The 22,452-nt window shown below is 34.6% G+C and carries 14 protein-coding genes and 1 pseudogene; 3 read left to right on the top strand and 12 right to left on the bottom strand.

Annotation, left to right across the window (positions count from 1 at the left end; genetic code table 11):
- Window positions 1-110: 110 nt before the first annotated feature.
- The 9 genes and pseudogenes from P0077_RS16320 to P0077_RS20970 all read right to left on the bottom strand — a co-directional run.
- Window positions 111-1,256 (bottom strand): glycosyltransferase family 4 protein, encoded by a 1,146-nt coding sequence (locus P0077_RS16320; protein ID WP_276166273.1) that lies wholly within the window; start codon window positions 1,254-1,256, stop codon window positions 111-113.
- A gap of 45 nt (window positions 1,257-1,301) precedes the next feature.
- Window positions 1,302-2,441, bottom strand: a complete 1,140-nt coding sequence (locus P0077_RS16325; RefSeq protein ID WP_276166274.1) for a glycosyltransferase — start codon at window positions 2,439-2,441, stop codon at window positions 1,302-1,304.
- A 22-nt stretch (window positions 2,442-2,463) separates the two neighbouring features.
- Window positions 2,464-4,320, bottom strand: coding sequence for an asparagine synthase (glutamine-hydrolyzing) (asnB, locus tag P0077_RS16330; protein WP_276166275.1), 1,857 nt, complete (start codon window positions 4,318-4,320; stop codon window positions 2,464-2,466).
- A gap of 74 nt (window positions 4,321-4,394) precedes the next feature.
- Window positions 4,395-5,429: a glycosyltransferase gene (locus tag P0077_RS16335; RefSeq protein WP_276166276.1), complete on the bottom strand. Its 1,035-nt coding sequence runs from the start codon at window positions 5,427-5,429 to the stop codon at window positions 4,395-4,397.
- Between the two features lie 45 nt (window positions 5,430-5,474).
- Window positions 5,475-6,614 (bottom strand): O-antigen ligase family protein, encoded by a 1,140-nt coding sequence (locus P0077_RS16340; RefSeq protein ID WP_276166277.1) that lies wholly within the window; start codon window positions 6,612-6,614, stop codon window positions 5,475-5,477.
- Window positions 6,615-6,704: 90 nt separating this feature from the next.
- A complete protein-coding gene (locus P0077_RS16345) occupies window positions 6,705-7,637 on the bottom strand; it encodes an ATP-grasp fold amidoligase family protein (protein ID WP_276166278.1) in 933 nt (310 codons plus the stop codon).
- 115 nt (window positions 7,638-7,752) lie between these two features.
- On the bottom strand, window positions 7,753-9,093 hold the full coding sequence (murJ, locus tag P0077_RS16350) for a murein biosynthesis integral membrane protein MurJ (protein ID WP_276166279.1): 1,341 nt from the start codon (window positions 9,091-9,093) through the stop codon (window positions 7,753-7,755).
- A gap of 27 nt (window positions 9,094-9,120) precedes the next feature.
- A complete protein-coding gene (locus tag P0077_RS16355; RefSeq protein ID WP_276166280.1) occupies window positions 9,121-10,218 on the bottom strand; it encodes a glycosyltransferase family 4 protein in 1,098 nt (365 codons plus the stop codon).
- Between the two features lie 341 nt (window positions 10,219-10,559).
- A pseudogene (locus tag P0077_RS20970) lies at window positions 10,560-11,144 on the bottom strand (transposase); the annotation flags it as partial.
- Window positions 11,145-11,444: 300 nt separating this feature from the next.
- Between P0077_RS20970 and P0077_RS16370 the strand changes: the two are divergent.
- Window positions 11,445-12,506 (top strand): sugar-transfer associated ATP-grasp domain-containing protein, encoded by a 1,062-nt coding sequence (locus P0077_RS16370; protein WP_276166283.1) that lies wholly within the window; start codon window positions 11,445-11,447, stop codon window positions 12,504-12,506.
- Window positions 12,507-12,536: 30 nt separating this feature from the next.
- Here the strand turns inward: P0077_RS16370 and P0077_RS16375 are convergent, their stop codons facing one another.
- Entirely contained in the window at window positions 12,537-14,381 is a 1,845-nt protein-coding gene (locus tag P0077_RS16375; protein WP_276166284.1) for an Ig-like domain-containing protein, read from the bottom strand.
- Window positions 14,382-14,819: 438 nt separating this feature from the next.
- Here P0077_RS16375 and P0077_RS16380 point away from each other — a divergent pair, with 438 nt between their 5' ends.
- Both P0077_RS16380 and P0077_RS16385 read left to right on the top strand, forming a co-directional pair.
- The gene (locus P0077_RS16380; protein ID WP_276166285.1) at window positions 14,820-16,058 is read left to right on the top strand and encodes an MBOAT family O-acyltransferase; all 1,239 of its coding nucleotides are present in this window, start codon (window positions 14,820-14,822) and stop codon (window positions 16,056-16,058) included.
- A gap of 57 nt (window positions 16,059-16,115) precedes the next feature.
- On the top strand, window positions 16,116-17,006 hold the full coding sequence (locus P0077_RS16385) for a hypothetical protein (protein ID WP_276166286.1): 891 nt from the start codon (window positions 16,116-16,118) through the stop codon (window positions 17,004-17,006).
- Window positions 17,007-17,335: 329 nt separating this feature from the next.
- On the opposite strand, the gene P0077_RS16390 is transcribed toward P0077_RS16385, so the two are convergent.
- Window positions 17,336-20,656: a PKD domain-containing protein gene (locus tag P0077_RS16390; RefSeq protein ID WP_276166287.1), complete on the bottom strand. Its 3,321-nt coding sequence runs from the start codon at window positions 20,654-20,656 to the stop codon at window positions 17,336-17,338.
- 508 nt (window positions 20,657-21,164) lie between these two features.
- On the bottom strand, window positions 21,165-22,445 hold the full coding sequence (locus P0077_RS16395; protein WP_276166288.1) for a nucleotide sugar dehydrogenase: 1,281 nt from the start codon (window positions 22,443-22,445) through the stop codon (window positions 21,165-21,167).
- Window positions 22,446-22,452: the final 7 nt, after the last annotated feature.

Raw genomic sequence — 22,452 nt, forward strand, 5'->3', positions numbered from 1 at the left:
TACAATTAAAAGCTAGGTCTAGCTTAGGTTTTAAACAGAATTACATTATATTTTAATGGGTTTAAGCTTAAAAATAGTAGTAGATTTTTATATAGTTCAATAAATGCTAATTACTTTAGAAGCTGATATTCTTTTAATTGTTCGGACCAAACATACTCTTGACTGTATTTTTTAGCAATCATCTGTCTATACTTTTCATTGTAATTGACATGATTAGACCTGTCTTTTAGACAGTTTAGCATAGCTTCTGTTAATGCATTGCTGTCCTTGACAGGAATTATGGTGCCGTTTAATTTGTCCTCAATTATTTCATTGGAACCGTTTATATCGGTAACAATGCTGTAAATACCCATGGCACCTGCCTGTAATAGGACGTTGGGAAAACCCTCTCTATAGCTGGGAAAAACAAAAACATTTGAGATAGCAAAATAAGGTCTTACATCTTGCTGCCAACCAACTGAAATTATAGATTTGTTTGTTTCAATTTCATGTTCGATTGAAGTAGGTAAGGGGTCCAGTTCTTTTTCATATGGCCCTACGAGTAATAATTTTGAATTTTTTGATTGCTTCTGTATCTGAGTAAATGAAGTAATCATCTCCTCTATACCTTTATCACGCCCAATGCGACCTACAAAACACCAAACAAAGTCGGATTCTAGAATAGAAAGTTCGTTCCTTATATCTTGCAGTACAGTGTTGGAGTATAAATTTGGATCAAAATGACTGAGGTCTATTCCATTAATATTTCCGTGGCCAATTATTTTTAAAGGTTTTTTGGAAATTCCATAAGAGATTAAGTCGTTTTTGACTCCTAGGCCTTCAGGGTAGATGTTTGTGGCACAGAAGCAGATGATACGATCAAAAAAAATCAACATTTTCTTCATGATCCCAGTTTGAGTAGGGAATACAAGCCCCGTAAAAGTGTGCAGTCTATTGGGTACACCAGCTAAGTATCCGGCAACCATGCTTAAAAGTCCGGCCTTGGGAGTAATAGAATGAATAATAAACGGTTTTTCCTTTCTAAAGAGGGTATATAATTTGCAAAGGGATTTTATATCGGCCAAAATATTAATCCTTCTATCAATATTGACCACTATAGTGTTGATACCTTCGGTTTCTCTTATAGTTTGGTGTTGCTCGCCCTCAGAAGCTATTGCGCTAACCTCAAAACTCTCGTTCATGAAGCATAATTGACCTTTTAAGAGCACGGCAAGTGAGCCGGGAGCAGCAGCGATTCTAAAAAGTTTTTTTTTCATTATTGATTAAGGTGTTTGCACCAATGAAATTATAGATGAAGGCCTTTATTGTTTGGATAAAGCTAATTCATATGATTTTAAGATTCCTTCCTTGCTAAAGTCTTTTATTCGTTCAAGAACATGGGTTTTACAGCTTTCTAAATATTCTGGATTTTCTAAAAAATAAGCCATTCCTTTTGACATAGCCTGAACATCACCTACAGGGGTTAGGATGCCGTAAGGTGTTATCATTATGTCTTCGTCATGGGCTTCTTCAAGCTTCATAATCTCACTTGGACCGGATTTGCAATTTGTGGTCAAGATAGGTAACCCACAGCACATGGCCTCTAACAATACATTGGGAAATCCTTCATGATTGGAGCCGAAAACAAATAAATCGGCCGATTTTAAGTATTGATAAGGATTATTGTCAAAACCCAAGAAGAATACGCGGTCTTGTAATCTCAATTCTTTTGCGAGTTCGGTTAAATATTCCGATAGTACTCCCGAGCCCAAAATATATAACCTGGCCTGGGACAAATTTTGTAGAGCACGAATCAAAAGTTCATGGTTTTTACCGGTATCAAGTCTCCCCACCGTAATCATGTTGAAATAGTCGGGGTCGAAAAACGAGTTAGCCGCTTGCTTCTTGGTAATATTCTCAATGTCGACCGGGTTATAAATAACATCGGTTATATTTGAATCAATACCATAGTTTGCTATTAAATCGTTTGCATTTCCTTGTGAATTGCAAAGTATATAATCGGCTTTCGGGTACAACTTAGAAATTAGCCAATTATTTATTTTTGATTGAGAATTACCATAGCCATATTGAAGACTAGGAAACGATCGTTCACTTATAATGATTTCAGGACTAGATGAAGAAAACAACCGAGACAAAGTGTTAATGTAGTTGGGTCGTGTAAGCAAGCTAAACGAATGGCTAACATTTATTTTTTTCAGTAGTCTGGCATATTTAAAAGCCAAAAAAGGTAGTTTTAATAGTTTGATTATTCCATTTTCATCGCCCTTTGACCTTTCTAAATAATGGATATTAATGTCTTTGGGAATGTCATAACTGATAGTGTCGTTCATAAGCACCAAATGAACGGAAAATCCTTGTTCTTTTAGGTAGGGTAGTAGATAGGAAACTACTCGTTCGGCACCACCACCGGCCATGGAATATATAAAAAGGGTTACGTTCATTCTTTTTTTAGATGTAATCTGGCTATTGTATAGAAAAACCCTTTCCGTTGTTGTCTAGCCATTGTTTAAGTACTAAGAGTTTCCAGATTAATAAATAATGATTCCATGATCCATCCATATGTTGTGTTATAAGTTTTTTTACTTCTAAATGGTTAATTCCAGGAATAGTCTTTAATTGAGTAGGAGATAGCTCATCCATTACAAAATCCTTTAATTCATTTCTGAACCATTCTTCAAATGGAATACTGAACCCTTTCTTAGGCCTATTAAAAATTTCTTTTGGAACATACTTAAATAAAATTGACCTTAAAATCTTTTTTTGAGAGTTTGCATCAAATTTATAACTTGTTGGAAGAGAACGTGAAAATTCGATAATTCTATAATCTAATAAGGGAGACCTAACTTCTAAGGAATAGGCCATACTAGCTCGGTCTACCTTAGTGTTGATGTCCCAAGATAAATAGGTTTTTAAATCAAAATCGGAAATACGTTCATAAATATTTTTTTTTGTGTGGAATAAGTACTTCAGCTCTTCTATAGTTTGTTTTTTGGGGTAAGGTTTTATCCATGTAGTGTCTGGTGTTGTCATGGATTTAATATATGCCTCTTCGATATTCGAAAGTTTTAAGTATTGCGAAAATGTTTTAAACCTATTGTTTTTGTATGGAATTGTATTTAGAAAATTTGAGATAATATCTCTTGCAGGAGAAGGGATTTTATAAATTTTCTTTTTGGACTTTACCCATGTATATCGGCTATATCCTAAAAACGCTTCATCTCCTCCATCACCTGATAGGGCTACGGTTACATGTTTTTTTGTGTGTTTCGATAGTAGCATGGAAGGTATTGCCGACGAGTCAGCAAAGGGTTCATCAAAAAAGTCATGAAAATTCTGAATTAAGTTGATACCTTCTTTATAATTACATTCTATTATATTGTGGTTCGTACCCAGATGATTTGCAACTTCTTTAGAATATTCACTTTCGTCAAATTTTTTTTCATCAAATTTCACGGAGAACGTTTTTATTTGTTTTTCACTCGTTTCAGTTGCAATAGCAGCGATTAAAGAGGAGTCAATTCCACCAGACAAAAATACTCCAACAGGGACGTCTGCAAAAAGACGTTTGTTTATTGCGTCTTTTAGTAATGATTCTAGTTGCGTTTGGGCTAGTTCATAGCTTCCTGTAAATTGGGTTTTACCTTGATAATCAATATCCCAATATTTTTCAATGTTTAGAGTTGAATCTTTAATATCAAAGATGAGAAAATGCCCATCTTTTAATTTTTTTATTTCATTGAAAATAGAAGATGGTGGAGGTACTGAATTCCAGTTTAGATAGCTTGTAATGCTATTTTCAGAGATAGTTAAGTTTGGGTTGAAGAGCTGGATTGAAGATAATTGACTAGCGAACTCAAATTTATCTCCATTATGGTAGTAGTAAAAAGGTTTTTGGCCTAAGCGGTCTCGAGCACCAAAAAGAAGTTGTTTCTCAATATCGTAAATAACAAAAGAAAACATTCCATTGAAGAGAGATAGACACTCTGTGCCATACTCCAAATAGGCTGCACATATAACCTCAGTGTCACTTTCTGTACTAAATGAATGTCCTTTCTTTCTAAGAATTGCTTTTAATTCCCCAAAATTAAAAATTTCCCCGTTGAATACTATATTCACTCTGTTTTGATAGTTGAAAGGCTGGTTTGATCGTGGGTCAAGATCTATAATTGATAGACGGTTGTGTCCAAAAGTGATAGTTGATAACCTGTTTTTATAGGTCTCGATTCCCATTTGATCAGGCCCTCGAAAACTTGTTACTTCAAGTTTTTTTTTAACTTGCCTTTCAGTGTAACTAATTGTAGTTCCGTATATTCCACACATATTTTTCGTTGTTAGTTATTTAAGACGACTAGGTTGGATGAATGATATTCTTCAAGATACTGGGTTTTTTAATTTTAAGAGGATAATAGTTGTTCATATTTTTTTAAGATATTTTTAGATGAAAATTTGTTGGCAACGGTGCTTTGAACACTCAAATTATTCCATTTTGTTTTGGATTTGATGAAATTTAGAAAATCCTCTTCTGTTTTTGCTAAAAATCCATTTTTATAGTTATCGATTATTTCTTTAGTCCCTCCTGGAACATCGAAAGCTAATACGGGTACTCCAACAGAACAACTTTCTAAAGCTGCGTTTGGAAAACCTTCTGAATAAGAGCCTTGTAAAAACAGGTCACTTTCCTTAAGGTGCATGTTTACATTTTTAGTGAATGGAATATGTGTAATTTTATCCCTTATTTGAAGTGTTTCTGCCAATCGAAATAACTCATTTAGTTCTGGCCCATCTCCCACAAGTGTATAATGAAAATCGGCTTGAAGCTTACTTAAAATGGAAATGATTCTAGAATGCCCTTTTATTTTGTTTAAGCGACCTACCGTTATAAATTTTTTTGGAGTACGGTAACTTTCTTTTGGTTGAATATGTTCAAAGTTGGTAATTGGATTCCCTATAATTATAATTTTATTTCGGGCAACCTTATATTTCTTGCGAAAATTGTTCGCCATGTCATGTGATTGGCAAACAATTTTATAAATACCGCGATAATAATACTGAGAGATAAAATTTTTATTTTCATTTTCTATATTACTTGGGCGAATAATAAAGTTTATGTTAGAAAAAAGGTATGAGAACAAGCCCATGATGACATTTAGATGAGCTATTGAACTAAGAACAAAATCAGGTTTTTTTTTTGCCAATAAAGAATACAGTTGGGGTATTGCTTGTCTTACCCTATTTTTGTTTAAGTATGTTATTGGTACGTTTTCTACAGCGTATGATGTGTCTTTGGCACTACCGATTACGATTAGTTCTGTGTTAAATTTTTCCAAAGAAAGATTTTGGGAAAGAAAACAAAAAACTCTCTCTGCTCCTCCTGGAGAAAGGGAGGGGATTATAAAAACAACAGTCTTTTTTTTAAAATTTGGGTTCATGGCAGTGTTTATTGTAAGTGAATTTGGTTAATTACATAGAGTAATTTAGTCTGAAATCAAGGATGGCATAGCTTTTAATTTTTTTATCATTATAAAAACATAGATTGAGAACAGAATATTGTTATAAATAAAAAAATAAGTATGACCAGTGGTCATAGAAAGCATTACGATTAGAATGATATATAATAATTCAGGATGTGACCCAAAATGGTTATAACTTTTTATCAAGAGGTAGAAATAAATTCCTATTAAAATCAAAAATGGGACTATACCTCCTTCTCCAATTACTAATAAGTATGTATTATGAACTCCCGGTAATTCTGAGGTATGTTTTTGTAATTTCATGAACCCATGTCCAAACAAAGGCTTATCTGTAATCATGTCGTAATACATAGCCCATGTATCTGTTCTTGAATCCTCTTTTAAAGTTTCCGTTTCAACCGGACCATCACCAAAAAAACTTTCCAAAGCAGAGAAACGGTTACTGGCAAAAATTTTAGTATCTGTCATTGTAAAAACCACTAATAATACGCCGACCCCTATTAATGGAGCCATGAGGTTTTTTCTGCTTTTATAAATGGCAATAAGATTAATTAATAGCCAAACAATTACAAATGTACGCGACAGTGTTAGGATTCCTGCAAATGTAAAGAGAAACTGTCCGGCAAGCATAATATAGCGTGAATTTATTCTATAGGAAAGGGCAAACCCGATTAGGCAGGCACTACCCGCATAATTCGGATTGAGGAAAAATCCACTGAATCTGCCAATTACCAAATTATGTTCGGCATTCGCTTCGGGAAATAAAATAGCGTTGCAAATAATACTAAGTGCGCCTATAAGTAAAATAAAAAAAAAATCGCTAGTTTTAGAATGATATAACAAGGTAGCTGAACAGAATGCTACAATCATAAACCGAGAAAACTCCTTGATAAAAAAGTTAGTCGTGTCTACTTCGGAATAATTGAAGCTACTAAAACAAAAAAACATTAGACCAAAAATGATAAAAGGAAGGGGTGGCTTATGTTTTGGTTTGGCAAGAGCAAAATAAATAATTAGTAACAGGGAACTCAAAACACTTGTTGTCGCTCCTGATCCAGGCCCAAAATAAACCAAGGAATAAGCAGGGATATTACATAACAACAGAAATAACAGAATATATTTTATTGGTTCTAAAGCTCTCAAATTATTAAGTGTCTAATTACAAAACTAACGACAATTTATTCACGGAAAAAAATGTTACGCCGAATTTCAAGTTATTTTCTGATTATGACCTTACAGGTGATTGGTTAATTTTAATTCTTGACCTAGTTTCAAATCCCATATTTCCGGTATAATAGGATTGGTCCCGCCGTCATGATGAAAGGTCATTTCTCCAAAATAAAGTTGTGAGTCCACATCGTACCAATCAACTCTGACATAATCAAAAGGGGATGCCAGTTGCTGGGATAACTCGAGCATTTTCTTTAACAACTTTGGTTTGGGAACATCTTTTTCATAGTATGTTATCCCTTTATTTCTCGATTTTTTAAACCATTCATAGGGTTCTGGAAGCCAGTTTCGATTATACCATTTTCGATAGTGTTTATCGGTTCCTCGATTAACATCTACTTGAATCATCCTAGCGTTTCCATTGAAACAGTGTATTTTAAAATCATATGGAATATCACCCTTTTCTGTCAAGAGTAATTTCTCTACAATTATAGTTGGTTCTATGTTTTTATATTGCCACTCTCTTGAACTGCGATAGTAATTTTTAGATAGTCTTTCTTTAAGTTTTTGCCGAATGCTATTCCAATCGATTTCTGCTACATCATATATAAAATATCCTCCACCACTATCGTGGTTAGTCTTTATTATACAAGGGGTTTGGGTAATTGTTTTAGGGGATATGTCCTCTATTTTTTTTGTGGAAAAGAATAGGGGTACTAAGAATTCAGGGCCAATTGTTTTTGAAATGTAGTCTCTAACAGCAAGTTTGTCCGCACACTGCGTAAGTAGAGGTCTTCTGTCATTCAGCATTAGCCAGTTTATTTTTTCATTTAAAGTTTTCGGTTGATTAAGGTTTAAATATTTACCAGTATATTTTTTAAATCTATATCTCTGGTAGATGGAGTCAGGAAGGTGTTGCAAAACAATATGGAAAATCTTTCGGATCCCATTACCTAAAATAGTTTTATGATAAAAGTTAAATAGGGAGGTTTTCATGTATAATTATCTCGTATGGGATTATAACTAAAGTTAAAACGTGTTATTTGATTAATTAGTGTTTTTTAGAATATTATGATTAGTATTATTCAATTAAACTGATAATTTTCGAGTGCTAAAGTTCCGAAGAGATTTCTTTGTTTCTCAAGGAACGAATGTAAATAAAAGTATAAACATTTTTTAGAATTACAATAATTGTTGTGCTTAATGCGATTCCAATTATGGCATAGTGTTCAATTAAGAGAAAATCAAATAATAGGTTTAAAAAAACTGCTACTAGAGCGGTATATGCCATAATTGCGTTTTTGTTAATACTTGTCAGAAAATTTACCATAAGCATACCCGATATGGAGAAAGGTAGGTAAACCAAAAATATTTGTTGTATTTGTGAGACTACAATAGTATCGTTTTTAGTGAATTCCTTTCTTTCAAATAAAATTTCAATAATTTCTTCTGAAAAAAAGAAACCTAAAATAACTAAAATGCTGACTCCTAGAAACACTATTTTAAGTGATTTGAATAAGATGGAATATGTTTTATTTTTATCTTCAAAAATAGATTTTGAGAAATAAGGAAGCATAACATTAGATATGGCTATAGTAACTAGCCCAGTGATAAATGCCGGTATTTTTAGCCCGTAATTTAGAGCTGCAATTGAACCTATTGCCAATTTAGCCGCGAAAAATTGATCTACCACAGGGTTCAATCCTGTCAATAAACCAGAGCCTACTTTGGCTGGTATTTGCCGAAATAAAATTTTAATGTTTCTGTTGTTGAAATTGGGGGGAGCTAACGCAATAAGTTTTTTAGAGGTTGCTAGGGTAAGCAAGTATATAAAGGATAGTGCAGAGCCAACCAGTGTGCCAAAAGCCAAAACTTTTGCTCCGAGTATATCTTTTAGGAAAAACAACGATAGAATTACACTAATAGGGGTAAGGGCATTTGCAAACGAAGAAAGGCGATACGCACTGGCTATGTTCAGTAATGCTCCAAATAAGGAAGAGAATCCCCAAAAGACAACACAAGGAAGCATGAGGTAAAACTGTTGTTTGACTAAAGTGTAAAATTCTGTGTCATGACCAGGATAAAGGTTTTCTAAAAACACATCAGTAGCCAAATAGGCAATAAACATAAAAAAAATACTAACCAGTAGGGTAACAATAAACCCTGAACTTTGAAAAGACGCCCTATCTCCTTTAATTTTCAGTTCAGCAATATAATTCGGGACAAAAACACTTTGGTAAGCTCCTAAAAAAACATTACTAATAAATGTGGGAACAAGAATTGCGATAAAGAAGGTGTCTAGTACTTCAGTTAACCCGAAATTAGATGCTACAATTGTCTCTTTGAAAAAGCCTAAGCCTTTTATTATAAAAGTAATTATGCCTACTAAAATAATATTTTGAGCAACAATATTATTTCTGAGAATATAAAGGTATTGTTTAATCTTTTTCATCGTGGGTAGTAAATCTAACTTGATTTATTAAGGTAATTTCTCTATTAAGTCTCTCCACTCGCTTATTATGTTTCCGCAAGAATATTGTTTTACAGACTCGTAAGCATTTTTTGACAAAGTGTTTCTTAAGGTGGGGTTTTTTGATAAAAGAGATATTTTTTTTGCTAATTTGTCAACATTGTCGACGGGTGTTAGCAAGCCACTTACATTATCCTTGATCATTTCAGATGGACCGGTAGGACAATCCGTAGAGATGCACGGCATACCAAAATACATTGCCTCAAGGAGTGCATTTGGAAATCCCTCGAAGCGAGATGAGAATATGAAAATCGTGGATGAGAGATAGTATTTTGACACATTTTTTCTTTTACCCAATAAAAATACCTGGTCCTTTAATCCAAGTTCATCAATTAGATTTTCTAGTGGGTTTCTCAAGCTTCCTTCACCAATGATAAATAGAACCCAGTTTTCAAGATTGGCTTTTTTAAAAGCTCTTATTAGCACATCTTGTCCTTTTTGATATTCTAATCTTCCAACGTTTAAAAGAATATTCTTTTTGGGTATATTCGAAGTTTTGAGGGTTTGAAATTCAGGATTAATAGGGTTAGGTATAGTTTTTAACTTTTTTTCGATAATAAATGATTGATAGAAAGTTTTGACTTGATCTGTTTGGACAACAAGCTTATTTGCTAAAGGGTATACTAACCTTCTTATTATTCTCCAAAATAAATTTATTGATTTAGTTTCTATATAGGGATTGTTTCTCTCACATATGATTACGGGGATTCCTTGGGATTTACTAGCTAAAGTTGTAATTATATTGGTTGATGTCATAAAAGCTATACAGTTATGAATTTGATACATTTTTAGATGTTTGATAATTGCTTTGTATATCTTGTAATTTGTTTTTAGTGCATCCCAAATATTAGCACTGGGCATTGAGCCTTCACAACAAAAAATGTGTGTTACCTCTGGAGGTAAATGATAATAGCTTTTTTCCGCGGTGAGGGTGAAAATAAAAACGTTGTATTCGGATACAAGTCTACTTGAAATAATACTTACTACACGCTCAGCCCCACCTGAGGCCATTGAGTGTATTACAAAAGCTAGATTTTTTTTTTTCATTTCTATAGGGATAAAGCCAAAAGCAAACGATAGAGAAGATTATTTATTGTTTCTAAGCTTTTAGAACTATTTATGGCAATGTGATAAACGATTAAAAAAGATTATTTCTAATATAATTGCAAAGATAGAAATTCACAATGGATAATCTTATGGGAGCATTTCTACAATTTGAAACTTTAAGTATTTCTGAAAGAAAAGGGTTTGTTAATCCTTCAGAACAACGTTTTTTTATAATTTTAACAGAACTTTCCAGAGGGAAGATATTGTGATTTTTTAGATGTTTAAGTAATTTGAGGGTATGTAAATTAAACTCTGTCCGATCTATCAATCCCTCTGGGGCATGTAAAGCCCTTCAGGTCATCGGTACAGGTGATAAGGATATCCTCCAATCCCCGGTTGTTTGGGTCGGTCAGTACCTGGAGCCAGAAGTTGGCACCTTCGCTCTCGGAGATGTACATGCCCAGAACTTCCTTGTTGATACCAAGGATATTGTAAAGGGACTTGTGCTCCATCTTCCCGTCCACCTTCACCTTGTAGTGCATCGCATCGAGCCATACGATGCAATAGAGGGGCTCCAGGGGGCGGTTCTGCCAAGCTTTTACCTCCGGGAGGACCCTATCGCTGATCTGGCCCAAGGCCGTAGAGGCCGATGATCTTCTCCGAAAGGTTGTCCGCCAAAATGGTCTGGCGTTTCTTCACCAGCTCGGGCTCAAAGCTGCTCTGGCGGTCTTGGGAGGGGTGTCGATGTCGAAGGTGCCAAAACCACTTTTCAGGGTCTTTTTCATTTTGTCGTTGCGTTTATTGCCATTGCTGCGCCAGCCTTTGTCCAGATGGTCGTCCATCTCCGCCTCCAGAGCCTTCTCGATCATATTCTTCAACATGGGGGCAAAGGCTCCCCCCTCTCCGAAAAGGTTCTTGCCCGACATGAACTGTTCGAGCACCTTTTTTTCAGACAGAGTTCAGGTTACTGTCTCTTTGGGGTATTTATCATCGAGGTTTTGCTTTCTTTTGAAGAATCGGCATTGTTGAAGGCATCCTCGAAAAACTTCTCGATAGTGTATTGAACATGTAGATTATATGTTTATTGATGAGCGCGATTTTGGATGTTATAGTTAAAGCTTATCACTTAATTCAATTTTTTCTTTTCAAATTATGGGTAATTATTGAGATATTCAAGTTTGGATATTTAAATGTATATTTATCTGAAGAATATCAAAATTATATTGATGATGAATCCATTGAGTATATTTATTTATGGGGCTTTGAAAGCTTATGAAGTATTATCAAGGATTTCTCACGATATGAAATGGCAGATAAAGATTAAAAATCTTCTTAAATCTGGTCGTTGTCCGAAATTATCTAAAGAGCAAGTTGTTGATATTAAGAAATTTTATTCTGAAAAGAAGGTACAGGGTATCAAAACGTATTGGCATAGATTTTACTTTGGTTGCAATGGAATTTATTCGGCTGAGTATATCCCTGAGAACTTGTTTTATATATATATGGAACCTAAATTAAACAATAGAGAAACAGCCTCTGTATTGATGGATAAAAATATGTTGGAGAAACTTATCCCTGGCTTTAAACAGCCTAAAACTGTAATTAAAAACATTAATGGTTTTTTTTTTAACAATAAAGGTGAAATCATTACCAGAAATACTGTTTTAGAAATTTTAAAAAGATATGCTGCGGTGGTGATAAAACCTTCTTTGGATACTGGAGGAGGAAAGAATGTTTCTATCCTGACTAATAAGGATATGGGGAAAGATAATTTGAATCAATTACTTGATGTTTATGGTAAAAACTTTATAGTTCAACAAAAGTTGGAGCAGCATGAACTTATGGCTAATTTAAATTTCTCATCACTCAATACTTTTAGAGTAATGACCTATTTAAGAAACAGTGAAGTTGTTATTCTATCTGCTATTGTTAGAATGGGAAGAAATGGAGCTGTCACAGATAATTCTACTACGGGAGGTGTCTCTTGTGGGGTTAAACCTGACGGTACACTGAATGCAATAGGATATCAGCTATCAGGAGATAAATTTTTTGCTACTAGTACTGGAACTAAATTTGATCAAATTCACCTACCTTTTTTTGAAGAAATAAGGTCATCAGTTGAACAATTTCATCGTGAAATGCCTTATTTCAAAATAATTTCATGGGATTTGGCCATTGATAAAAAAGGAGATGTTGTTTTAATCGAAGTAAATTTAAAAGGTCAGGATATAACGTTTCATCAACTGAATAATGGGCCTGTTTTAAAATTGCTCTTGGATGAATTGTAGCCTTCCCAAAAATAAGGGATATTCCTCGTTTTAATTAGAAATTTCTAATGAATACAAATAGTCTTCTAAATTAGTGAATCCATCATTATTTTGGTCACTAGAACCGTCGTCAGAATTAAGAGGTTCTAAGTTATTTGAATATTCCCATTGGTCAGGAATACCATCTAAATCGCTATCAAATTTCTCTGGTCGTGAAATGGATTGTAGGGAAGGATATCCTCCAACCTGATTCTCGTGAGTGATTCTCTTTCCGTTACCATTTATGATTTCGGTAATAATTCTTTTGTCAATAGCGTCTTGGAAGAGATAAGCGCCGACGGTTGGCAATACATTATCTAAAACCTGACCGCTAGGAATGTTCGGTGTTTTAGAGTTAAAAAATCGATTGCTGGAAATATGTGTAATTAAATTGTTAGAGCCTTTTGACGATATTGTAATATCATTAGAATTTTCATAATTATCGAATATGAACAGACCTGTGTTATCTTTAGCTTTTTCGCTACTTTCCAAACGAACGGTTTCTAATTTTCTGTTGGATGTAGAATTTGTTTTATAAACGTTGCCAATCAAATCGCCTTTTACTCCATAGAATAAAATTGTTCCTCTGCTAAAATTGTAGATAATATTATTGATAAACTCAACACCATCAACATAATTGTTGAATAAAATATTTCTCTCCTTATTGTGAGCTAATACATTTTTGTAAAAAGTTAGATTGCTAACATTGTTTGAAACTAATACACCGTATCCCTTATCAAGGTTTTCTGAGATTATACAATTCTGTATGGTTACATTACTTATAGATCCAGATTTTGAACTTGAGATATCAAGAATCTCGTCTCTTCCCCAGGATAGCGAACAGTGGTCAATAATTATGTTGCTCAAATGTTGGCCGCTATAAGCAATAATTCTTAAGACATCATCGGGTTCGTAATTTTCATCCAAAGCTGTGTTTGTCGTCGTCGTCCAATCTTTACCTGGTCTAATCCTAATATACCTTATAATTACGTTCGAGTCCTGTATCCAAAAGCTAGAGCCTTTTAAAGTTATCCCTTGATTAGGTGCTGATTGTCCTGCTATAGTAATGTTTCCAAATCCTTTTCTTATTTTTAAAGGTTTTGTCAAATTTATGTATCCGGAAACATTAAAAATAATTGTACGATTTCCAGAGATTGTCTCCACGCCATATCTCAAGCTTCCTTTTCCGGAATCTTTTAAATTCGTAACGGCATATACATATCCACCACGTCCACCAGTTGTGTGTTTGCCAAAACCCTCAGCGCCAGGAAAGGCTCGAAGTTCTCCCATATCCTTTACAATTTTCACTGTTGCTTCTTGGGTTACTTTTTTACCGTTGTCGTCTATTTCCACGGTATAGGTAAAGGTGTCTTCATCCGAAGAATTTTTTTCTGTGTCGTCTGAACTTTCTATAGAATTCTGGTTATTTTCAGTAATATTTTCTGATTGGGCGAGGGCTTCTTCTTCTATGGTTTGTTCTGGTTCTTGCGTCTTTTCTTCCTCTACACCTATATTACTAGTAGATTCTGGTTTTTCATCAATTGTATTAGGGATGTAGGTGAGAGTTTTATCTTCATTAATGATTACGATGCCATTTTCCGGAGGAGAAGTGTCAACTATTTTAACTTTATCTTGATTAGCGATAATATCATTGGCCAATACGTCTAAGACCATTACATCTTTGCCAGTCAACACATAGGAGTCATTTATAAATAGGTTTCCGGTCAACTGGGCTTCTTGAGAATCGGAAACGACATACTCGGCAAGTAAGTCAGTGTCCTTGCTGCAAGAAATACTTAAAATTAGAGCAAATAATAGCATGGCCAAATTAATGGCTTTTATGTTTAGAATTTTCATAAGTAGGTGTTAAGATTTGGGATTTGGGATCCTTGTCTTAGTTTTTAATTATATACCTGTTATTACGTATAGAAATCTTTGGTTATATCATAACCTTATTATGCCAAATATTGTTGTTGAAATATCCATTTAATAGATGAAATGCACTAGGTAATTTAAAAAAGTCGATGAAATACATGATAGGTCGTCAAACTATTTGGAAATCATTAAGTTTTATAAGTATTTTCGTTTCGAATTATGAAATAAGCCTAGCCCGATATGTTGTTCAATTCGTTTGAATTTTTATTTTTTTTTCCAACCGTATTTGTGTTGTATTGGCTCTTGCAGTTTAATTTAAAGGCTCAAAATATTTTTCTGCTTCTAGTTAGTTATTTTTTCTATGCGTGGTGGGACTGGCGTTTTTTATCTTTAATAATCTTTAGTTCTATTGTTGACTATGTGATTGGATTACGTCTTCATGAGGCTGAAAGCGCAATAATTAAGAAGCGATGGTTATTACTTAGTCTTTCAGTAAATTTGGGCCTATTAGGTGTATTTAAATATTATAATTTCTTTGTTGAATCTTTCGTTGTTTTTGCAGAAAATTGGGACTGGACACCTAATGAATTAACATTGAATGTTATCTTACCTGTGGGTATTAGTTTTTATACTTTTCAGACCTTAAGTTACACCTTGGATATCTATAGAGGCACTCTGAAACCAACAAAAGATATTGTAGCATTTTTTACGTATATAGCTTTTTTTCCTCAATTGGTTGCCGGCCCCATTGAGCGAGCTTCAAATCTGCTTCCTCAAGTATTGTCTAAAAGAACTTTTACGAAAGCATATTTTAGCGAGGGTATCTTGCAAATAGTTGTAGGCCTTTTTCGAAAAATTGTTATTGCTGATACTTTGGCCAAATATGTAGACGTCGTCTATGGCAATATAGAAGTGCACGATGGTACAACGATTATTTTGGCAACAGTTTTTTATGCGTTTCAAATATATTTTGATTTCTCTGGTTATTCCGATATAGCTATTGGTACGGCTAAGTTGTTGGGCTTTAGTTTTATGCGTAATTTTAATCTACCTTATTTTGCTACATCTTTAACCGATTTTTGGCGAAGATGGCATATTTCCCTATCGTATTGGTTGCGGGATTATTTGTACATTTCTTTGGGAGGGAATCGGAAAGGAATCGTTCTTACTTATCGAAACCTAATGATTACAATGCTTTTAGGAGGTTTGTGGCATGGAAGTTCGTGGAATTTTGTTATTTGGGGGGGGATTCATGGTGTTGTACTGAGTATAGAAAAATTTTTAAATGCGAATCAATGGTTTCGTGCAATAAGAAGTGTCAATTGGCTAGGGCGGATATTGACTTTTGTAGTGGTACTTTTAGCGTGGGTGTTTTTTAGGGCTAAAGACTTTAATACGGCACTTCTTGCCTTGAGAAAGATTTTTCAAGTGCAACTAAACATGCCTTATGTAGGAGATATTACGGTTTTGGCCAATTGTATAGCCATGCTTATTGTTGGGCTTGTATTCGACTTTTATTTGTATCGAACTAAGTTTAGTTTGGAGAAGATGGGGAGTAGCTTAGGCACAACGAAATTAATTGTTTTAACATGTGTTATTTCTTTGTTGATAACACTCTTTTATTCTACATCGGATAATTTTATATATTTTCAATTTTAGTGAGGTATGAATCGGAAAAATGTGATTTTTTTAAGTAGAATACTTATCCTTTTTTTAATGGTTTCGTACGTCACGGACAAACTAGTATACTTTGGAATCAGACAGATTGAGAATGGGGTTTATACAGGTCAGAGTGTTGGAAAATTTAATCAATACCTTTCGATTAAAGATAGTTTAGATTTTATAGTGTTTGGGAGTTCTAGGGCTAATCATCATATAAACCCATCATTAATTAGTGAAAATGGGTATAACATGGGAATGGATGGTCAGAAAATTGCATTTTCAGCTACATTGTTCAAATTGTTGCCTAATAGGAAGCAAACGGTTTTATTTCATATAGATCCAGAGAATGCTGTAGATGATTTGTACAAGGCCGATGATTTAGGCAGTTTGAAGGCTGTGTATTATAAGAATGAAATAGTTAGGAATGAAATAGATAAGTATAAGAAATTGAATCCATTACAGAAATTTTACTGGTGTATTTCTTTTAACGGAATTCTGTTTGGTGCTATTAAGAATTATTTAAAGCCAAATTATAATTATACAACTTACAATGGGTATGATCCATTGCATGTAAACAATTCGTCAAATAGAAATGTTTTAGAATTAAAAGAAGGAGAAATACAAATAGAATGTGCGAAAAGAGAATATACTTTGAATCCAATTTACCGGGCCTATTTATTAGATTTAAAAGGGTTTAGTGAAAAGAATGGAAAGCGACTTATATTTTTTACGTCCCCTAAGCTGTTTGATAATTGTAAAGAGGATAATTTGTTTTTAAGTGAGGAAATGAATAAAATGAACTTAACATATAAGGATTTTGGTGATTTTTTTGGTGAAAATTCAGATGTGTCTAATTGGAAAGATGCGACGCATATGTCTGAAAAAGGAGCTATATATTTTACCAATTATGTTGCGAGAACTGTTTACGGTTCCAAAGTTAAATAAGTGGCAGAAATATATGAAACAAAAAAGCAAAGGCTCCCCCTCTCCGAAAAGGTTCTTGCCCGACATGAAATGTTCGAGCACTTTTTTTAAGTTCCGTTTGTTCTTTCTTTGTCATGATTCTGTCTGAATAAAATTAATAATTATAATCTTTTTTCAGACAGAGTTCAGTTTGCAGTCTCAAAAAATAACCTCCTCAAAAAAAATCTTAGAGTTTCTCTCCTGCTTTAAACTGTTTGAGAAAATCGTATGTAAACTCTGTAAGGTTACATTTTCAGGTAAGGCTACAACTTCAACTAGGTTGTAGCGATGTTTTTTCTATTCTATTCTTTTTAAAGGTGCGTATAATTAATAGATACATTTACATTGTTGGAAGATTTATACCCCCCCGAATATTTTAATGGGTTATTATTCGGTTCGACAATAGTAAAAGAACCGCTTATATCCCTGACGGTAAAATTGCTATTAGGAGCATTGATTTCCATAAATGGAACATTCTTGTTGTACTCCATTCTAAAATTTTCAAAGACAAACCCTCCCAAAGAAGTTTCAGTGGAAGAAGCTTGTAGCTCTATCAGTCCTCTTGATTCGTTTGTTCCTATGTTTTTTGCTATACAATCTTTAAAAACTACTTTAAAAGAATCATGGGCCTTTCGGCTAAATATAATACGATCGGTACTACCATTAAATTGTATACGTTCAAATTTGATTTCACCTTTAACGGGATTGTTGGTAGCTCCTTGGCTTAAATAAATTTCTGTGCCTGTAACACCTTCGGAAGGGGATTTCATATTATGGCTAAACTCACTATCCGTAACTTTTACGCTTATTGGTGTAGAAGAACTGTTCATTTTTAAAGTGGCTAAATGAAAACCCGAACTATCGTTTCCTGAAAATTGACAATTGCTGAAATTTATATTCACTAATCTTTCATAGGGATAGTCTGGTTCTAAATCCACACCTGCTTCCGGTTTGGTGCCACTTGTGTTTATAAATTTGCAATTTCTGATATAGATATTTTCTCCACTTGTTATACTCATTCCTTGTCTGCGGTTATTTTGAGAAGTTATATTGGTTAGTGTAATGTTCTCCGAAAAAGTTTTACTCGAAGTTCTAGTAATAAAAATACCATCGCCTCCTGTATCTTTTATAATTAAATCACTTATTTTTATGTCTTTACCTCCGTAAATGCTGAGCCCATGACGCCCCTCTCCACTTGTGTATTCGGATTTGTTCATTTGAAATGTTGCTCCATTGCCTTCGATTGTAATATTAGACGGAGATACCATTTGAAATATGTGGTCACTAATGCCACCATAAGCTCCAGATTTGGCACGCAAGATAACTCCAGCTTCAAAAACAATAGTCATATTTTTTAAGTTAAAGAATTTTGAAGGTTGAACAACCCAGTCGCTACTTTGTTTATCAATAACTACATACGAACTTCCCGATTTAATTGCAGCCTGAAAAGCAGCTGTTGCATCTCCTGATTTAAAACCATAACTAGAAGCGAACACAGCGTTGGACGGATAATTTCCAGAACTACCTCCAGTGTCACCTCCTCCTGTGTCACCGCCACCAGTATTTCCGTCACCTGTATTACCTCCGCCAGTATCTCCACCGCCTGTGTCACCGCCACCATTGTCAACAGGTCTCTCGTTTACTTTAACCTCAACGGTAGTTGAATGGGTAAGTCCTTCTTTATCCTTTACGGAGAGTTCAACTTTATACGTGCCTGGTTCGGAAAAACTATGGGATGGATTTTTGTTGGTAGTTGTAGACCCATCTTTAAAATCCCAAAAATAACCCGTAATCTCTTTGTCGTCCGTTGAGTTATTTGAACTGAATTGTACGTTTAAAGGAGCGTCGCCAGTTAAAGGTGAGCCTGAAGCAATTGCTACTGGTGCTTCGTTTTCTGTTTCGGTAATCGTAATCGTGATGGTTTCGGAATCTTTTAAGCCCTCTTCGTCTGTTACTGTAAGTATTACATTATAGATTCCCTTTTTTGTAAAGGAATGAGAAGGGTTGGAGCTTGTAGAAGAGCTACCATCTTTAAAATCCCAAAAGTAATTTTTCACCGCTTTGTCATCGGTAGAATTGCTTCCCTTAAACTGAATTTCCAATGGTGCTTCACCCTCTGTTGTATTCGCGGAAGCTATAGCAGTAGGGGCTTTGTTTTCCTTTTCAGTTACAGTTATAGTTACAGTATCCGTGTCTTCTAATCCATCTTTATCTTTGACTATCAATGCCACTTCATAAGTACCTGCTTTTGTAAACGTATGCGAAGTAGAAGATGAACTTCCCTTGTCGCCATCTGTAAAATCCCACAGGTAACTAGTTACTTCAATATCATCTGATGATTCTTTTCCATCAAAATTAACTTTCAATGGGGCTTCACCAGATGTTACAGAAGCTTTAGCTACAGCAGTAGGAGCATTGTTTTCTTTGACTTTTACTGTAATTGTGGTTTCTTCAGTATCAATTTTTCCTTGCGCATCCTGTACTGTTAGAACAACTTTATAGGTCCCAGCCTTTTGAAAGGTATGTGAGGGGTTAGTTTCGTTTGAGGATGACCCATCCCCAAAATTCCATCCATAATTTTTAATTTCTTGGTCATCACTAGAATTATTTCCTGTAAAACTTACTTTAAGTGGAGCAGTACCTGAAGATGGTGATGCATCTACCACAGCAATAGGCGATTGATTTTCCGTTGAGATAGGAGTTTCAGGCGTTTCTTCTTCTTCTTCTTCTTCTTCTTCTTCTTCTTCTTCTTCTTCTTTGGGAGTGTCAGTATTTAGTTCTCCTTCCTCTTCTTCAGTAACTTGGTTTGTGGGTTCTTCCGGTGTTTCCTGTACTGGGGTTTCTTCTTCAACTATAGCCGGTGATGATGGTACTTCTGTAGTTGGGTTTTGATCAGCGGAGACTATACCTTCGGAATCTTGGGGAGCACTATAGGTAATAACCAGTTTTGGACCATTTTTTGAGCTATGTTCTTTTGAAGCAAAAGCCAAATCGTTTCCATCTTCATGTTTAAGAACTAAGGTAAGTACTTCAGGGTTTAATTTTTCTTGATCTAAAATTATCTCCTGCGTTTGGTTTACATAATAATCATTTGTTGTAGATCCAAGGAGGGTATCGGATTTAGGAGCGGTTATTTCTGAAATATCATGTTCCGACCATTCCGTTGATTCACCTTTCAAAACAGAAATAGTCCCGTGTCCGTCATCTGTACTTATAGTGAACTCTAGGTGAACCTCTTCTAAAATTCCGCCAATAGAGTCAATAGGGCTAATATCAAACATCAAATAACTTTCCCTATGCCCCTCATCAAGACGAATTAAATCTTGATTATATCCTTTACCGCTTTGTAAATGAGCATCATGAATAGTAGTGAACACCGTTGTTCTAGTTTCATAAATTATTTCCTCTATGATTTCTTCTTCCTCAGGAAGAACGACTTTTTCGGGAACTAATTCCTCTTCGGAAATTTCTTCGGAAGTCTCATTGGTAACTTCTTTAACTTCAGTTGATGGGTCGGCTAAAACAGCATCCTTCAGTAATTCACTGTCTTTACTACAGGATATAATTATCAATAAAAATATAAATACGAATCCTATTAAAGATTTGTTAGGAGCGGTGGGGTGAAATTTCATAAGTGGGCTAAAAAGTTAAATTTTTGTAAAAAAAATATACGGTTCTCAAATCGTCTTTTATCGGTCAATAACCAATTTTGTCGATAAACTACAAGCGGCTAAAAATAGAAACAAATTATTAAAAATCAGTTTTATCGATGAAAAATAAATAAAACTCGATAACAAGTGTTAAAATGCGTGAAAATTGACCGTTCGTCGATTACAAAATACAATACGCTAATGAAGCGGGTTGTAGATGTCTGCATTTGTCATTTTTAACTTTTTGTTAAGAAAAAAATCGATAAACTGCGTAATATGATTAACTTTTGATGTGATAGAACCTGTTTTTTAACGGAACGTCAAAATTGAATGAATTGTTTACGGTATCGTGCTAATATCATACAGGAAAGATGTTCGAGAGGAAGGAAATTGAATTCTTTAAACCTACTTTAGGATATACATGATCAAAACCCAAAAAGGGCCAACACAATGTGTTGGCCCTTTTTGGGTTTATTTAGAGTTCTCTAGGTTATAGTCTTCCGTCTACTTTGTCCTTCAAAATACTTTTAACATCATATATAATACCATTAGGCTTTAAAGAACTTTTGAGGTCGAAATCAAGAAATTCTTTGTGGGCTACAGTTAAAACCACAACATCAAACTTCTCTTCTGGTAGGGTTGATACCATGTCAAGATTAAATTCTTTTTTCACTTCCTCTTTAGAGGCCCATGGGTCAAAAATTGTTAAGTTTGTACTATAGCCTTTTAAATTGCTTATAACGTCCACCGCCTTTGTATTTCTCACATCGGGGCAGTTTTCTTTAAAAGTTATGCCAAGTATAAGGATCGTGGCTTCTTTAATCTTGATATCTTTTTGAACCATTAATTTTATAACTTCTGAAGCTACGTATTTACCCATACCGTCATTCATTCTGCGCCCAGCGAGAATAATTTCAGGGTGATAACCATACTCTTGTGCTTTTTGAGCCAAATAATAAGGATCTACTCCAATACAGTGCCCACCTACTAAACCTGGTTTAAACGGAAGAAAATTCCATTTGGTCCCTGCTGCTTCTAAAACAGCAGTCGTGTCAATGTCCATGAGATTGAAAATCTTTGCCAATTCGTTAACAAAAGCGATATTTATATCTCGTTGGGAGTTTTCAATGACCTTGGCCGCTTCCGCAACTTTAATGGTAGGGGCTAAATGTGTTCCAGCGGTAATAACGGAAGCGTATAGTTCATCTACTTTCTTTCCAATAGCAGGTGTAGAGCCAGAAGTTACTTTTAGAATCTTATCTACAGTATGTTCTTTGTCTCCCGGATTGATTCGTTCAGGAGAATAACCCACAAAAAAGTCTTCGTTGAATTTTAATCCACTTACTCGTTCTAAGACGGGCACACATTCATCTTCGGTTACGCCTGGATAGACCGTAGACTCGTATATGACCAAATCACCCTTTTTCAAAACCTTACCAACTGTTTCACTGGATTTGTAAAGTGGCGTCAAGATGGGTCTATTGGTACTGTCAACAGGAGTTGGTACCGTTACGACATAATGAGTACAATCTGCAATATCCTCTAAATTGGAACTGCAATATAGGCCTTTATCAAAATTAGCGGATTTTTGTAAAACTGCTTTTAAATCTTCATCGCTTACTTCTAGGGTGTTATCTTTTCCGGATTGTAGTTCCTCAATTCTTTTTTGGTTTATGTCAAAACCGATTACTGGGTATTTGGTAGCAAACAAACGTGCTAATGGTAGACCTACATAGCCTAGACCGATAATCGCAATCTTTGATGTGTTCATACTTTTG

Origin of the sequence: Zobellia alginiliquefaciens (assembly GCF_029323795.1) — a bacterium.
Taxonomy (GTDB): Bacteria; Bacteroidota; Bacteroidia; order Flavobacteriales; family Flavobacteriaceae; genus Zobellia; species Zobellia alginiliquefaciens.

What these genes read in the sequence shown, in the direction of transcription:
- P0077_RS16320 (WP_276166273.1), bottom strand. Translation starts at nt 1,256, where the DNA reads ATGAAAAAAAAACTTTTTAGAATCGCTGCTGCTCCCGGCTCACTTGCC.
- P0077_RS16325 (WP_276166274.1), bottom strand. Translation starts at nt 2,441, where the DNA reads ATGAACGTAACCCTTTTTATATATTCCATGGCCGGTGGTGGTGCCGAA.
- asnB (WP_276166275.1), bottom strand. Translation starts at nt 4,320, where the DNA reads ATGTGTGGAATATACGGAACTACAATTAGTTACACTGAAAGGCAAGTT.
- P0077_RS16335 (WP_276166276.1), bottom strand. Translation starts at nt 5,429, where the DNA reads ATGAACCCAAATTTTAAAAAAAAGACTGTTGTTTTTATAATCCCCTCC.
- P0077_RS16345 (WP_276166278.1), bottom strand. Translation starts at nt 7,637, where the DNA reads ATGAAAACCTCCCTATTTAACTTTTATCATAAAACTATTTTAGGTAAT.
- murJ (WP_276166279.1), bottom strand. Translation starts at nt 9,093, where the DNA reads ATGAAAAAGATTAAACAATACCTTTATATTCTCAGAAATAATATTGTT.
- P0077_RS16355 (WP_276166280.1), bottom strand. Translation starts at nt 10,218, where the DNA reads ATGAAAAAAAAAAATCTAGCTTTTGTAATACACTCAATGGCCTCAGGT.
- P0077_RS16370 (WP_276166283.1), top strand. Translation starts at nt 11,445, where the DNA reads ATGATGAATCCATTGAGTATATTTATTTATGGGGCTTTGAAAGCTTAT.
- P0077_RS16375 (WP_276166284.1), bottom strand. Translation starts at nt 14,381, where the DNA reads ATGAAAATTCTAAACATAAAAGCCATTAATTTGGCCATGCTATTATTT.
- P0077_RS16385 (WP_276166286.1), top strand. Translation starts at nt 16,116, where the DNA reads ATGGTTTCGTACGTCACGGACAAACTAGTATACTTTGGAATCAGACAG.
- P0077_RS16390 (WP_276166287.1), bottom strand. Translation starts at nt 20,656, where the DNA reads ATGAAATTTCACCCCACCGCTCCTAACAAATCTTTAATAGGATTCGTA.
- P0077_RS16395 (WP_276166288.1), bottom strand. Translation starts at nt 22,445, where the DNA reads ATGAACACATCAAAGATTGCGATTATCGGTCTAGGCTATGTAGGTCTA.